We start from the raw sequence: 14,577 nt of genomic DNA, 5'->3' as shown, positions 1-14,577 counted from the left end.
CCCTCCCTTGCAGGGAGGGGAGTAGAAGGGGCAGGGAACTACCGCCCCACCTTCCGCCCCGCGATCCGCCCCTCGGCATAGTCATCGCGCAGCCTTTTCTTGTCGATCTTCCCCGAGGCCGCCAGCGGCATCGCCGGCACCTCGGCGACCTCGCCCGGGATCCACCAGTCGGCCACCTTGCCGCGCAGCATCTCGAGCAGCGCGCGCGGGTCCTCGCCCTGGCTGTCGACGATCAGCACCGGCCGCTCGCCCCATTTGGCGTCCGCCCGCGCGATCACCGCGACATGGCGCACCGCCGGGTGCGTGCCAATGATCGCTTCTATTTCGTTCGGATTGATCCACTCGCCGCCCGACTTGATCAGATCCTTGGCCCGCCCGCAGATCGTCAGGTTGCCGGCATTGTCGAGCATCGCCAGGTCACCGGTGTCGAAATAGCCCTCTTCGTCCAGCGCGCTTTCCTGGCTGCGGAAATAGCGCTCGATCACGCTATGCCCCTTCACCTTGAGATGCCCGAGCATGTTCCGCTGCGGCACCAGGGTGTTGCCCTCCGCATCGGTGAGCTTGAGGTCCAGCCCCATGACCGGCCGCCCCGAAGCGGGCGCCGCATCCGCGGGCAGATCCCTTGGCGCAATCGCGCCCACCGGGGAAAGCTCGGTCATCCCCCAGCTCGTCTGCACCCGCGCGCCGAGCTTCTCCTCCAGCCGCCTCAGCAGCGCATCGGGGCAGCTCGATCCGCCGATCAGCACCCGCTCCAGCGTCGGGAAGGCCTCGCCGCTCGCCTCGGCCTGGTCGGCCAGCGTCAACCAGACGGTCTGTACGCCGACAGCCACAGTCACGCCTTCGTCGCGGATCAGCCGCGCCAGGCTCGCCCCGTCGAGCGTCCGCCCGGGCAGCACCAGCCGGGCCCCCACCGCCGGCGCGGCAAAGGGCATGCCCCAGCCATTGGCATGGAACATCGGCACGCCGAGCAGCAGCGTGTCGCGCGCAGTGATCGCCACCGCGTCCGCCTGCAGGGCGCGCAGCGTGTGGAGGTAGTTCGAGCGGTGGGTGTAGACCACGCCCTTGGGGCTGCCCGTCGTCCCGCTGGTATAGCAGAGCCCGGCGGGGGCGTTCTCGTCGAACGCCCCCCAGGTCACCGCGGCGCCATGCGCTTCCAGCAAGGCGTCATGGCGCCAGACCTGCACCCGGTGCGACCCGAGGGTGCCAAGTTCCGCGTCCGATGCGTCCAGAAGGATCACATGCTCGATGCTCGGGCAGTGCGGGATGAGCTCGGCGGCGAGCGGTGCCAGATCCGCCGCCACCGCGAGCACCCGGTTCTCCGCCTCGTTGATCATCGCGGCGAGGTGCGCCGCGGTCAGCCGCGGGTTGAGCGTGTGGCACACCAGCCCCATGCCCATCGCGGCATAATAGATCTCGAAATGGTGGATCGTGTTCCAGCCGAGCGTGCCGACCACCTCGCCCTGGCGCAGCCCGAGCGCGGCGAGCGCGCCCGACAGGCGGTTGCTGCGTTCGCGCAGTGCCGCATAGGTCGAGCGCTTCACAACCGTGCCCGCCTCGGCCTCGACCACCTCGCAGTCCTGGAACCACTTGGCGGCATGATCGAGGAATTTGTCGATGGTCAGACCGTAGGGCTGCATGAAACCTTGGCGCTTTGAGAAAGGAAAGGCCGCCGGAGAGGGAGCGCCGGCGGCCAGGCAGGAAATCAGAACGTCTTCAGCAGCTTGATGCCGTACTGGCGGGGCGGGCCCGCGAAGTAGAGGCCCGAGTTCAGCGCTGCCGGGTAATGCTGGTCGGTCAGGTTGGTGCCGTACAAGGTCACCGTCCAGGTCTTGTGCTGGAAGGCGAGCTGCGCGTTCAGGATGTTGCGCGCCTCCAGGTGATCGCCGCGCGCCGGGTTCTCGAACAACGTCGCCCACTGGTCGCCGACATGGCCGAAATTCACCCGCGGGGTGATCTTGTCCCCGCTCTTCAGTTCCAGCTCATATTGCGCGCCCAGGTTGAAGGTCAGGTTGGGCGCATAGGTCTGGCGGCGGCCTTTCAGCGCGATGCAGCTGGCGCTGGCCGGCCCGGTGTTCGGGTTGCAGGCCACGGTGCTTGCGCCGCGCGGGTCGGTCGCGAAGAAGGTGCCCAGCTCGCTGTGCAGAACGTTGATGCCGGCATCGAGCGTCAGCCCGCCGCTGCGGAACTCGGCCTCGGCCTCGAACCCGTAGATCTTGGTCTTGTCGGGCACGTTCAGCTCGATCCCGAAGGTCGGGAAGGTCGGATAGCCGATGATGACCTGGAAGTTCTTGTAGTCGTTGTAGAAGCCGGTGATCGTCGTGCGCAGCTTGCCGCCGGCCCAATTGCCCTTCCAGCCCGCTTCGTACGAGGTCACTTCCTCGGGCTTGAACGGCGCGGGCAGGCCCAGGCCCACCGGCACGTTCAGCCCGCCCGGGCGGAAACCGGTGGCGACGAAGCCATAGAGATACTGGTCCTTGCTCGCCTTCCAGCCCAGCGTGACCTTGTACGAGAAGTTCTTCGAGCTGGTTTCCTGGTCGGCGATGATCGGGGTGCCGTATTGCCGCACGTCGACATCGTTGATCGATCGGCTCTCGGTATAGCGGCCGCCCGCCTCGATCTTCAGGCTCGGGGTGATGTTGAAGCCGATCTGGCCGAACGCCGCGAGCGAGCGCGTCATGTTGTTGCCCTGCAGCTTGTACGTCGCCGCCGGCAGGTCGAGCGGATAGGCCACGTCGATGATGAACTGGTACGGCCGCTTGAAGTGGTAGTCGTTCCACACGCCGAACGCGCCGAGCAGCCAGGTGAAGCGCTGGTTGTCGGCCGAGATCAGGTTGAACTCCTGAGTGACCTGCTGTTCGTCGACGCTGTCGTAGAAATAGCTGTTGCCGGTGGCGGTGCCGTCCAGGTCCGCCTTGTACATCGTGTTGGCCCATTGGTAGCTCGAGACCGAGCGGAACTTGGTGCCGCCGGCGAACTCATATTCGGCCTTCAGGATCGAGCGGACGAAATTGTCGCGCGCCGCCTGGGGCGCATTGTACTGCACGTCGAACAGGTCGCGGTGGTTCGGGTTGGGCGTGCTCGTGCCCGGCAGCGTCTTGAAATAATTGGCGAAGGGCGAGGCGGGATAGGCGCCGAAGTCGAGCCAGTCGAAATCGGTCTTCGACAGGATCGAGAAATTGTCGCTCGGTTTCCAGAGCAGGCTGATCCGTCCGGCCATCAGCCCCACCTTGCCCTTTTCATAGGGATAGGGTGCGCCGCCGGCGCCGGTGATGTTGTAGAAGCTGTCGCGGCGCTGGGTGAACAGCGCCACCCGGGCGGCAAAGGTGTCGCTCACCGGCAGGTTCACCGCGCCCTGGAAGCCGGCGTCGTTGTAGTTGCCGTAATGGACGTTGAAATAGCCGTGCGTGCCGCCGCCGATGATCGGATCATTGGTGTTGACGAACACCGCGCCGCCGGTGGCGTTCTGGCCGACGATCGTGCCCTGCGGTCCCCTCAGGACCTGGATGTTGGCAACGTCGAAATACGGCTCGCCCTGCACATAGCCGGGGAAGCTCGGAACCCCGTCCCGGTACGTGATCACGCCGGTCGTGGTCTGGGTGTTGTGCTCGGCCTTGCCGATGCCGCGTACGTTGAAGTCATTGCCCTGGCCGAAATTATTGACGACGATCGAGGGCATCGCGAACTGCAGCGCGTCGACATTGGCGACGCCCTTGTTGTCCAGCTGGCTGCCCGAAAGCACCGAGGCAGAGACCGCGGTGGTCATCAGATTCTCGTTGCGGCGCTGCGCGGTGACGACGATCTCGTCCTCTTCCGCGTCCGAAGCGGATGCAGCCGCAACCGGCCTGGCCTGTGTCTCGGGGCTGGTGGTCTGCGCCGCGGCGGTGCCGCTCCAGGTCAGGGCAAGCGCGGACGCGCCGGCCAGCAACGGGCGATAGTTCATTCGGGTCCCTCCCACATCCATCTCCAGACGCGATCTTCGTCGCGATGGCGGGAAAGATGCCGCAAAGCCGATGGGCTTGCAACACTAATTCACTCATGAGTGAATGTTGTGACCGGGAAAGGCCGACCCGCGCAACCTTTGGTCACTTCGGGGAATGGAAGGGGATGGGAGAGGGCGTGCCCCAACTAGCGCGTCACCCCGGCCTTGAGCCGGGGTCCCGGGGCAAGCCCGGGGTGACGCAAGGCTAGAAAATCCGCCGCACCGAAAGCAGCAGTGTCCGCCCTTCGGGATCGAGATAGGCCCCCTGATACGCAAGCGGGGTTGCCCCGCTGGCGTCGGTCACTTTCTGTCGCGTGTTCAGCAGGTTGGCGATCGACAGGCTCACCCTTGTCCCGCGCGCCCAGTCCTTGCCGCGGAAGCGGTTGGCCAGGTTGGCGAAGACCCGAAGCTCGAAAGTCGCCAGCGCCCCGAAGCGCAAATCCCCGGCCGGTGACGTGCCGGTCACCTCGGCCGCGCTCTTCCAGCTCCCCGACAGGCGCACGCCCACGCCATTGTCGATCACACCGGTGTTGAGTTGCACATTGTGCCGCGCCCGCGGGGTGCCGCCCAGCGTCCCGCCGTCCATCAGGTCGATCGGCGCAAGTCCCTCGCGCAGCACGATTTCATCCTTCAGGATCACGCTGTGGTAGAGCGAGAATTGCAGCCGTGCGCCATTGTCGCTGCCTCCGCCGCCAGGCCCTCCCGGCCCACCGCGGAAACCGCCCGGCGGTGGCGGCCCGAACCCGCCCGGTCCGCCCGGGGGAGGCGGTCCGAAGCCTTCGGGCGGCGGACCTCCCGGGGGCGGACCGAATCCGTCCGGCGGCCCGTCGAACCCGCCCGGCCGGCCGGGCCCGCTGGGGTCGCGCAGTTCGCGGCCATTGACCACGATGTCGCCGTCCTCGCCGGGCGGCGGGCCATCGCGATGCTCGGGATCGGTGCCCTCGGGCGGACGGTCGTAGCGGGTTTCCCCGTTCGGCCGTCCGCCCTCGGGCCGGTCGCGCATCCATGGCGGCCGGAAGCCCGGAGGAGGCGTCGGTCGCTTGGGTGCGCGCAGCACCTGGGTGAAGTTGATGCCCCAGCGCAGCTGCTCGCGATCTTCGCGGGCGATGTTGACTGCGCGGGTGTCGATACTGGTCAGCTGGCCGGCGGCATCCCGTTCGAAATGCTCGGGAAATGCCTCTTCCAGCGCCGCCGAGCCGTCGGCGATGCTGAGGATAGCATTCTCGGTACGGCTGTTGTTGTAGTTGGCGGTGAAGGTCAGATTGAGCTTGGTCCAGGGCTTGGCGGTCAGTCCCAGCTTGACCACGTGGCGGTCATCGGCCTTGAGCAGCGGGTTGCCGCCCGAGATCCGGCTGACCGTCACCGTCTGGCCGGTGGCATAGTCATAGGCGCGGACATTGTCGGTGATCACCACCGCGTCGCCGCGCTGGGCGAGGGTGGGGGCCACGCGGTCCTCGTTCACCGCCGCGATCAGGCTCAACCCTGTGACCGGGGTCCAGTTCAGCCCATAGCCGAAGGTACCGAGCGTGCCGTAATCGGAGACCTGCGTGACCCCGCCGTTGAGATTGGCGGTCAGCTTGCCGAGGAACGGCAGCACGCCCTTGGCGCGGCTGGCCAGCGGCAGGTCCAGGCTGATCTGCCCGCCGCCATTGGTCCTGCTGCTGTCGCCCGATGTCGCCGCCCAGCCCAACGTGCTGCGGGTGCTGAGCGTACTGAAATCGCCACCCAATCTCAGGCTGATAGCCGCATCGCCGGCGGGCAGCGCGAGCAGCTTGCCGTTGACCAGCAGGCTGGCATTGCCGCTGTCGGTCAGCGAGCTGGCCCGGTCGGTGCCGATCAGGCCGGCATCAGCGCGGTCGGTATCGCGCCGCGTGTCGGCATGGCTGTAGCTCGCCACCGCCGACAGCCGCCAGCGCTTGTTGAGGTCGTGGTTGAGCGTCACCCCGCCACCCACGGTCGTGGTTCGGCTGTCCTGGCGCAGGGGATCGTCCGAGAGGAAGTTCGAGGTGCCAAGCGGCAGGCCGTTCAGCCCGTCGCTGGTGCTGTAATCCCCGCGCAGGTTCACCGACAGGTTGGTCTTTGTGCCCAGCTGATGCGCAACATTGGCGTTGAGCCCATAGCTCCGCGTCGCCGGCTTGAGCGTGCGATACTCCCGGTCGTCGGCGCCGTTGGCCGCTATGGCCGCCGGCACCAGGTCGCGCTCGCTCTCCAGCAGCGAGGCGGTCGATTTGGCCCGCCCGGCGATGTTGACCCGGTCATTGTCGCGGATGCGGGTATAGGTGAAGTCGCCGCTCCCATTCTCGCCCTGGCTCTCGGTCGCGAGCCCGCCGGCCAGGTTGGCGACGCGCCCTTCGAAGCGGCGGCGCAGGATGATGTTCACCACCTTGCGCTGTGCGTCATAGCCATATTTGAGCGCGACTTCCTCGGGCAGGATATCGACGCGGACGATCGATTCCGTCGGCAGATCCGAGACTTCGTTGACGCCCGAGATACGCTTGCCGTTGACCAGCACCACTGGGCCCTCGTCGTCGCGGCCCTGCGCGCTCGCAGTCTGCTCGGCGATCGCGTCGAGCAACTCGCTCACCGTGCCCACGCCATAGGCGGCGATATCGGCCTGGCCGAGCCGGTTCTCCGGCGGAATGTCGCCGATCACCGATCCCGGCGGGGCCTTGCCGGTGACGACGATGTCGTCCTCGCCCTGCTTGGGAGCGGGGTTGTCCTGCCTGGGCGGTGCCTGGGTCTGGGCGTGCGCCGCCGGGGCGAGCACGGCCAGCGCCGCGCCCGCGAGCAGCTTCATCCTGGTCTGCGTCATGACGGGCTCATTCTTCTCCGCGCGGCGGACGGCCCATCGGGCCGCCAAAACCGCCGGGTCCACCCGGACCGCCCGGTCCGTCACGGTCGCGCGGCTCGAGGCTGCGCAGCTCCTCCATCGTCAGCGCGCCGTCATGATCGGCATCGGCCGCGTCGAACTTCTTGCGCTCATAGGCGAGAAGTTCGTCGAGCGAGACGCCATTGTCGTAATTGGTGTTGGCGTTGACGATCACCATTGCGTTGAGCGGCTCGACCAGCCGGCGCAGCGCCATGTCATCCTCGTCCAGGTCCGGCATGATGCTCTCGGAGACCGGCCCGCCAATCTCGGCGACCGGCTGATGCTCGGCCGAGGCGACCGAGCCCATGTCGTGCTGCCAGGCGAAGAACTCGGCGGCGCTCAGCGATCCGTTATGATCGGTGTCGATCCGCTCGAACCGCGCCTTGATCCGCGCGTCGCGCCGCGCCTCGATCACGGTCTTGAGCTCTTCGAAGGTGAGCAGCCCGTCGCCATTCTTGTCGGCGGTCCTGAACATTTCGGTGACGACCTTGTCGAGCTTCTCGCGCTTGACCGGCTTCATCATTTTGGGACGCCCGCCACCCGGACCACCGCCGGGAGGGCCGCCACGGCCGCCGGGTCCGCCCGGCCCGCCGCCGCCGGGAAAGCCGCCACCGCCGCCGCCGGGGCCCATCTGGGCATAGGCCGGCGCCGCCACGGCCAGCGCCGCACCCAATAGGAGGGTGCGCACCACGCCTTGTTTAGATCCTTGCATCACGTCCCCCGTGCAAACCGTCTCGCAACCGCTTTCGGCCGCCCGGTGCACGCGGGAATTTCGATTTGTTGCAACGCGGAGAAACTGGCGCTGCGTCAGTTCCTGGAAGCTGAACGGATCAGTTTCGCGGCACCTGGTGAGCGGAAGGCATCGGCGACCAGCAGCCTCGCCAGCGGCCTGCTGATCGGCAGCAAGGCCGCCCCGCGCCGCACCCGGCCTGCTCCCGTCGCGGCCATATCGCGGCTTGGTCGCGTCCAAGCGGATGCCGGTCGCAGAATCGTTCCGCGCGGGGGCGGTGGCGCGCACCTCTGCCTGGCGCGGCCCTGCGTGTCCTCCGTCTCCCCTGGTGGCTCCTCGCACGTCCGCCCTGTTCAAGGAGACGATGTGATGAGGAAGATGATCGCGGCCGCGTCCTGCGTGGCGATGCTGCTCGCGGTGCCGGCCCAGGCCGGTATCCAGGACGTGCCCCAGACCCAGCAGGCCGCTCCGGCCGAAGCCGCGCCGGCGGTGCCCGAGTGCAAGCCGAAGAAAAAGAAGAGGGGCCTTGGTCTTGGCGGGCTGCTGCGCGCCGCCCGCAATTCGGGCCTGGTCGGCGGCCTGGCCGGCAAGGTGGGCGGCAATTCCTATATCGCCAATGCGGCGGCCAGCACGGCGATCGACGTTGCGGCCAGCCAGCCGAGCGGTTCGTCCGACGCGGTGGAGACCCCGCAGTGCTGAAGACGGGTTTCCTTCGGGTCGCGCTGGTGCTGCCCTGGCTGCTGGGTGCTTGTGGCGGGCAGGGCGTCGCCAATACCGCCACCGGCGCGGAGCAGCGGGGGCAGGGGGCGACGGGCTCGCTGCGTTCGGGGCTCTACAAGATCGTCCAGACCGGCGACGGCGGGGGCGAGGAAGAGCGCTGCATCACCAATGAGATCATCGCCGCGGGCCAGTATATCGCGGTCAAGGACCTGCAGCCTGGCTGGAAGATCGTGCGCAACCGCGCCTCGGGTGGCACGGTGGATCTTGAGGCAACGGGCCCGTCCAAGGGCAGGATCGTGTACAGCGGCAGCTACACTGCGACGAGCTTCACCGTCGATGCCGTGATGACCTTCGAGCACAATGGCGAGATGATGACGATGAAGAACCGCGAGACGGGCACGTTCGTATCGGCCGATTGCGGGAAGGGCGAAGGGTGAGCTGAGGCTTGCCGATCCTCCCCTTCCGGGGATGCGACACAAAAAAGAGCCGGCGACCCCTGGGGTTGCCGGCTCCTTTTTTGTCCGCTGACCGGATCGATCAGTCGATGTTCTTGGCGAGCTCGCGGTTGAACCAGAGCGCCACCAGGGTGCCGATCGCGCCCGAGAGGAGATAGGCACCGGCGGCGAGCAGGCCGAACTGGGCGCCAAGCCAGAGCGCGATCAGCGGCGCGAAAGCGGCGCCGAACAGCCAGGCGAGGTCCGAGGTGAGCGACGAGCCCGTATAGCGGTGCGACTTGGTGAACATCGACGAGAGCGCGCCCGACGACTGGCCGAACGAGATGCCGAGCAGCGCGAAGCCGAACAGCATGAATACGATCTCGCCGGCTTCACCCGAGGACAGGAGCTGCGGGGCGAAGCCGCTGAACACCGCGATCGCGACGGCCGAGCTGCCGAGCAGGGTACGGCGGCCGACGCGGTCGGCCAGGCTGCCCGAGATGACGATCGCGATGGTGCCGACGATCGCGGCGACTGCTTCGATCACCAGGAAGTCGACCGGGCTGTTCTCGGTGTAGAGGAACACCCAGGAGAGCGGGAACACGGTGACCATGTGGAACATCGCGAAGCTGGCGAGCGGGGCGAAGGCGCCCATCACGATGATCCGCCAGTCGGCGCTGACCGTCTCGGAGATCGGCGCGGGCTCGAGCTCGCGGTCTTCGAACAGGCGGGCATATTCCGGCGTCACCACGATACGCAGGCGGGCGAACAGCGCCACCACGTTGATCGCGAAGGCGACGAAGAAGGGATAGCGCCAGCCCCAGGCCAGGAAGTCCTCGGCGGGCAGGGCGGCGATGAAGAAGGCGAAGAGCAGGCTGGCCACGAACAGGCCGAGCGGCGCGCCGAGCTGCGGGATCATCGCATACCAGCCGCGCTTGTCGCTCGGCGCGTTGATCGCGAGCAGCGAGGCAAGGCCGTCCCAGGTGCCGCCCAGCGCCACGCCCTGGCCCATGCGGAACAGCGCGAGGAGGAGCGGCGCGGCGAGGCCGACCTCGGCATAGCCGGGCAGGAAGGCGATCGAGGCGGTCGAGCCACCGAGCAGGAACAGCGCGATCGTCAGCTTGGCGCCGCGGCCATAGGCGCGGTCGACGGCGGTGAAGATCAGCGTGCCGACCGGGCGGGTGATGAAGGCGAGCGCGAAGATCGCGAACGACCAGAGCGTGCCCTGCAGCGGATCGAGGAACGGGAAGATCAGCTTCGGGAAGACCAGCACCGAGGCGATGGCATAGACGAAGAAATCGAAGAACTCGGACGTGCGGCCGATGATCACGCCGATCGCGATCTCGCCGGGATGAATGGCATGGCCGTCGCTGTGCAGCGCGCGGGCATCCCGCTCGGCGGTAAGGGTGGGGACGGGGTCACCGCTCATCGAGTTCGAACTTTCCTGCAACACGCGCAGCGCAAGCGCGTTTCATAATGCCATCAAGGGGGCTAAGATAGCCCCGGCGCGGCGCTCTTGCGCCATAGCAGACAACGCAGGGATTGGACAAAATGTCCTATGTGCGGTGCAACATCGGGGGCCTAGGCGCCCGCCATGCCTAGATCTCGTCCGCTCTCCGCACGCCTCCGTGCGCTGCTGACCCTGCCGGCTTTCGCGCTGTTGTGCGGATGCGACATGGTCGTGCTCAACCCCGCCGGCGATGTCGCCCGTCAACAGGGTGACCTGGTGATCGTGTCGACGCTGCTGATGCTGCTGATCATCATTCCGGTGATGGCGCTCGTCGTCCTGTTCGCGTGGCGCTACCGCGAGTCGAACAAGGAAGCGCATTACGAGCCGGACTGGGATCACTCGACCGGCCTGGAGCTGGTGATCTGGTCGGCCCCGCTGCTGATCATCATCTGCCTGGGCGCGATCACCTGGGTGAGCACCCACCTGCTCGATCCGTACCGCCCGCTGGCGCGCACGGGCCCGAACCAGCCGGTGGCGGCCAATGTGAAGCCGCTCGAGGTCCAGGTCGTCGCGCTCGACTGGAAGTGGCTGTTCATCTATCCCGAGCAGGGCATCGCCACGGTCAACGAGATGGCCGCTCCGGTGGGCCGCCCGATCCGCTTCCGGATCTCGGCCTCGTCGGTGATGAACTCCTTCTACATCCCCGCGCTGGCCGGCCAGATCTACGCCATGCCGGCGATGGAGACCCCGCTGAACGCCGTGTTCGACAAGACCGGCGTGTTCCAGGGCTTCTCGGCAAACTATAGCGGCCATGGCTTCTCGAAGATGCGCTTCAAGGCGCACAGCGTGGACCAGGCCGGGTTCGACGCCTGGGTGGCCGAGGCCAGGAAGGCCGGCGGCAACCTGGACCGCGCGGCCTATCTCCAGCTTGAGCGCCCGAGCGAGGGCGATCCGGTGCGCCGCTTCGCCGCGGTGGAGACCGGGCTGTTCGACCGGGTGACCAACCTGTGCGTGCAGCCGGGCAAGATGTGCATGCACCAGATGATGGCGCTCGATGCCGAGGGCGGCATGGGCAAGGCCGGGCTGCACAATGTCCGCCACGTCGAGGACAAGACCAGCGCCACCGGCACCCATATGCATGGCGGCAAGAGCTTTGTCGGCGAAATCTGCGCCGACAAGATGGACGTCGCCGTCCGCGCCCAGCCCAAGCCGGTCCGGCAGGCACCGCTCGCCGGTGCCGGCCTGAAGCAGCCTTCGGGCGCGCCGACCCCGACCGCTCCCAGCGTTGCGTCCGAAACCCGGCCGCGTCCTCTTTCCTGATCGCGAAGCAGAGTATGATCCCGCAACCCGCACCCGTTAGCCCTATCCTGGGCAAGCTGTCGCTCGACGCGCTGCCGCTGCACGAGCCGATCGTCGTGGCGACCTTCTGTGGCGTCGCCCTTGGCGGCATCGGCCTCGTCGCCGCGCTCACCTATTTCAAGCTCTGGGGCTATCTGTGGAAGAACTGGTTCACCAGTGTCGACCACAAGAAGATCGGGATCATGTACATGATCCTGGGCCTCGTGATGTTCCTGCGCGGCTTTGCCGACGCGCTGATGATGCGCCTCCAGCAGGCGCTCGCGTTCAACGGGTCCGAGGGCTATCTGAACGCGCACCACTTCGACCAGGTGTTCACCGCCCACGGCGTGATCATGATCTTCTTCGTGGCGATGCCGTTCGTCACCGGCCTGATGAACTACATCGTGCCGCTGCAGATCGGTGCGCGCGACGTGTCGTTCCCGTTCCTGAATAACTTCAGCTTCTGGATGACGACCGGCGGCGCGGTGCTGGTGATGGCCTCGCTGTTCGTCGGCGAGTTTGCCCAGACCGGCTGGCTGGCCTATCCGCCGCTTTCGGGAATCCTCTACAGCCCCGGGGTCGGCGTCGACTATTATCTATGGGCGCTGCAGGTCGCGGGCGTGGGCACGACACTTTCAGGCATCAACCTGATCGTGACGATCCTCAAGCTCCGCGCGCCCGGCATGACCCTGATGAAGATGCCGGTGTTCACCTGGACCTCGCTCTGCACTAACGTGCTGATCGTCGCCTCCTTCCCGGTGCTGACCGCGGTGCTCGCGCTGCTCGGCCTTGATCGCTACGCCCACACCAACTTCTTCACGAACGACTTCGGCGGCAGCGCCATGATGTACGTGAACCTGATCTGGATCTGGGGTCACCCGGAGGTCTACATCCTGATCCTGCCGCTGTTCGGCGTGTTCTCGGAAGTCACCTCGACCTTCTCGGGCAAGAAGCTGTTCGGCTATTCGTCGATGGTCTACGCCACGATCGTCATCACGATCCTGTCGTACCTCGTCTGGCTGCACCACTTCTTCACCATGGGCTCGGGCGCCAGCGTCAACAGCTTCTTCGGCATCACGACGATGGTCATCTCGATCCCGACGGGCGCCAAGATCTTCAACTGGCTGTTCACCATGTATCGCGGCCGCATCCGCTTCGAGCTGCCGATGATGTGGACCGTCGCGTTCATGCTGACCTTCGCGATCGGCGGCATGACCGGCGTGATGCTCGCCATCCCGCCTGCCGACTTCGTGCTGCACAATTCGCTGTTCCTGATCGCCCACTTCCACAACGTGATCATCGGCGGCGTGCTGTTCGGCCTGTTCGCCGCGATCAACTTCTGGTGGCCCAAGGCCTTCGGCTTCAAGCTCAACGTCTTCTGGGGCAAGGTGAGCTTCTGGTGCTGGGTCCCCGGCTTCTGGCTCGCCTTCCTGCCGCTCTACATCATGGGCCTGATGGGCGTGACCCGCCGCATGCGGGTGTTCGATGATCCCAGCCTGCAGATCTTCTTTGTCGTCGCGGCGCTTGGCGCTGCCCTGATCGCCGCCGGCATCGGCGCGATGCTGGTCCAGTTCGCGGTGAGCATCTGGAAGCGCGAGGAGCTGAAGGACGTGACCGGCGACCCGTGGAACGGCCGTACGCTGGAGTGGGCGACCTCGTCGCCGCCGCCGGAGTACAACTTCGCGTTCACCCCGGTCATCCACGACCTGGATGCCTGGTACGACATGAAGAGCCGCGGCTGCGAGCGTCCGCTCACCGGCTTCAAGGACATCCACATGCCGAGCAACACCGGCGCGGGCGTGATCCTTGCCGGCATCAGCACCCTGATCGGCTTCGCGCTGATCTGGCACATCTGGTGGCTGGTCGGCCTGAGTTTCGTCGCGCTGATCGGCGGAGCGATCTTCCACACCTTCAACTACAACCGCGATTTCGACATTCCCGCCGAAACCGTGGCCGAGACCGAGGCGGCGCGCACGCGCCAGCTCGCCGCCGGAGCCTGATCGATGAGCACCACCACGCTTCCCGCTACGGACGAACCCGTCCGCTTCTTCGACTTCGACGAGCATCCGCACCCGGAAGGCTACAGCACGATGCTGGGCTTCTGGATCTACCTGATGAGCGACTGCCTCATCTTCGCGATCCTGTTCGCGTGCTACGCCGTGCTCGGCGGAAACTTCGCCGGCGGCCCGGGGCCGAAGGACCTGTTCGACCTGCCGCTGGTCGCGCTGAACACGGCGATGCTGCTGTTCTCGTCGATCACCTATGGCTTCGCGATGCTCGGCATGGCGAAGGGCAACAAGACGCAGGTGCTCGTGTGGCTGGCGATCACCCTGGTGTTCGGCGGCTGCTTCCTCGGCATCGAGCTCTACGAGTTCAGCGAGCTGATCCATGAGGGCGCGGGCCCGTGGCGCAGCGCGTTCCTGTCGAGCTTCTTCACCCTGGTCGGCACGCACGGCCTGCACGTCACTTTCGGCTCGATCTGGCTGATCACGCTGATGGTGCAGGTGAGCCGCTTCGGCCTGACCGCCGCCAACCAGCGCCGCCTGGCCTGCCTGAGCCTGTTCTGGCACTTCCTCGACGTCATCTGGATCGGCGTCTTCACCTTTGTCTATCTGATGGGAATGCTGCGATGAGCCACGATCCGCACGCGCACGACGCGCACGCACACGGGGATCATGGCGATCACGGCCATGGCGTCGAGATCCCGCACGGCTCGATGCGCGACTATGTCATCGGTTTCGTGCTGTCGGTGATCCTGACCGCGATTCCCTTCTACCTCGTCATGGAGCGCCCGTTCTCGAACGGCGTCACCGCCGCGGCGATCATGGCGTTCGCGATGGTCCAGATCGTGGTCCACATGGTCTATTTCCTCCACCTCAAGCCCAAGGCCGAGGGTGGCTGGACGATGACCGCTTTGCTGTTCACGATCATCGTCGTGGTGATCATGCTCTCGGGCTCGCTGTGGGTGATGTACCACCTCAACGCGAACATGATGCCGATGGTCGATCCGAGCCAGCTTCCGTGAACGAAGAACCCCGGCCCCGCGTCAGATGGGGC

11 protein-coding genes are annotated in these 14,577 nt (G+C 66.5%); 6 read left to right on the top strand and 5 right to left on the bottom strand.

What is annotated here, in order from left to right; genetic code table 11:
• Nucleotides 1–38 precede the first annotated feature (38 nt).
• From HNP52_RS16580 to HNP52_RS16565, 4 genes are all read right to left on the bottom strand, one after another.
• Nucleotides 39–1,637: an AMP-binding protein gene (locus HNP52_RS16580; protein ID WP_184168732.1), complete on the bottom strand. Its 1,599-nt coding sequence runs from the start codon at nt 1,635–1,637 to the stop codon at nt 39–41.
• Nucleotides 1,638–1,702: 65 nt separating this feature from the next.
• The gene (locus HNP52_RS16575) at nt 1,703–3,940 is read right to left on the bottom strand and encodes a TonB-dependent receptor (RefSeq protein WP_184168731.1); all 2,238 of its coding nucleotides are present in this window, start codon (nt 3,938–3,940) and stop codon (nt 1,703–1,705) included.
• 244 nt (nt 3,941–4,184) lie between these two features.
• Complete coding sequence (locus HNP52_RS16570; RefSeq protein ID WP_184168730.1) at nt 4,185–6,791, bottom strand: TonB-dependent siderophore receptor; 2,607 nt, start codon at nt 6,789–6,791, stop codon at nt 4,185–4,187.
• A 7-nt stretch (nt 6,792–6,798) separates the two neighbouring features.
• Nucleotides 6,799–7,539: an EF-hand domain-containing protein gene (locus tag HNP52_RS16565; protein ID WP_311768499.1), complete on the bottom strand. Its 741-nt coding sequence runs from the start codon at nt 7,537–7,539 to the stop codon at nt 6,799–6,801.
• Nucleotides 7,540–7,947: 408 nt separating this feature from the next.
• Between HNP52_RS16565 and HNP52_RS16560 the strand changes: the two genes are divergently transcribed.
• Both HNP52_RS16560 and HNP52_RS16555 read left to right on the top strand, forming a co-directional pair.
• Nucleotides 7,948–8,277 carry a hypothetical protein gene (locus HNP52_RS16560; RefSeq protein ID WP_184168729.1) on the top strand — a complete coding sequence of 110 codons (330 nt, stop codon included), beginning with the start codon at nt 7,948–7,950 and terminating at the stop codon, nt 8,275–8,277.
• Nucleotides 8,271–8,735, top strand: a complete 465-nt coding sequence (locus HNP52_RS16555; RefSeq protein WP_184168728.1) for a DUF3617 family protein — start codon at nt 8,271–8,273, stop codon at nt 8,733–8,735. Before HNP52_RS16560 ends, HNP52_RS16555 begins: the two co-directional genes overlap by 7 nt.
• A gap of 100 nt (nt 8,736–8,835) precedes the next feature.
• On the opposite strand, the gene HNP52_RS16550 is transcribed toward HNP52_RS16555, so the two are convergent.
• Nucleotides 8,836–10,161: an MFS transporter gene (locus tag HNP52_RS16550; protein WP_184168727.1), complete on the bottom strand. Its 1,326-nt coding sequence runs from the start codon at nt 10,159–10,161 to the stop codon at nt 8,836–8,838.
• A 165-nt stretch (nt 10,162–10,326) separates the two neighbouring features.
• On the opposite strand from HNP52_RS16550, the gene cyoA reads away from it, so the two are divergent.
• The 4 genes from cyoA to cyoD are packed head-to-tail and all read left to right on the top strand — an operon-like array spanning nt 10,327 to nt 14,545.
• A complete protein-coding gene (gene cyoA, locus HNP52_RS16545) occupies nt 10,327–11,502 on the top strand; it encodes a ubiquinol oxidase subunit II (protein ID WP_184168726.1) in 1,176 nt (391 codons plus the stop codon).
• A 14-nt stretch (nt 11,503–11,516) separates the two neighbouring features.
• On the top strand, nt 11,517–13,520 hold the full coding sequence (gene cyoB, locus HNP52_RS16540) for a cytochrome o ubiquinol oxidase subunit I (RefSeq protein WP_184168725.1): 2,004 nt from the start codon (nt 11,517–11,519) through the stop codon (nt 13,518–13,520).
• Between the two features lie 3 nt (nt 13,521–13,523).
• The gene (gene cyoC / locus HNP52_RS16535; protein ID WP_184168724.1) at nt 13,524–14,153 is read left to right on the top strand and encodes a cytochrome o ubiquinol oxidase subunit III; all 630 of its coding nucleotides are present in this window, start codon (nt 13,524–13,526) and stop codon (nt 14,151–14,153) included.
• A complete protein-coding gene (gene cyoD / locus HNP52_RS16530) occupies nt 14,150–14,545 on the top strand; it encodes a cytochrome o ubiquinol oxidase subunit IV (protein WP_184168723.1) in 396 nt (131 codons plus the stop codon). Before cyoC ends, cyoD begins: the two co-directional genes overlap by 4 nt.
• The last annotated feature ends 32 nt before the right edge of the window (nt 14,546–14,577 follow it).

This window comes from Sphingomonas kyeonggiensis (genome assembly GCF_014204495.1).
GTDB classification, from domain to species: Bacteria; Pseudomonadota; Alphaproteobacteria; order Sphingomonadales; family Sphingomonadaceae; genus Sphingomonas; species Sphingomonas kyeonggiensis_A.
Note: the sequence above shows the minus strand (reverse complement) of the source record. Positions and strands in the feature narration are given on the sequence as shown.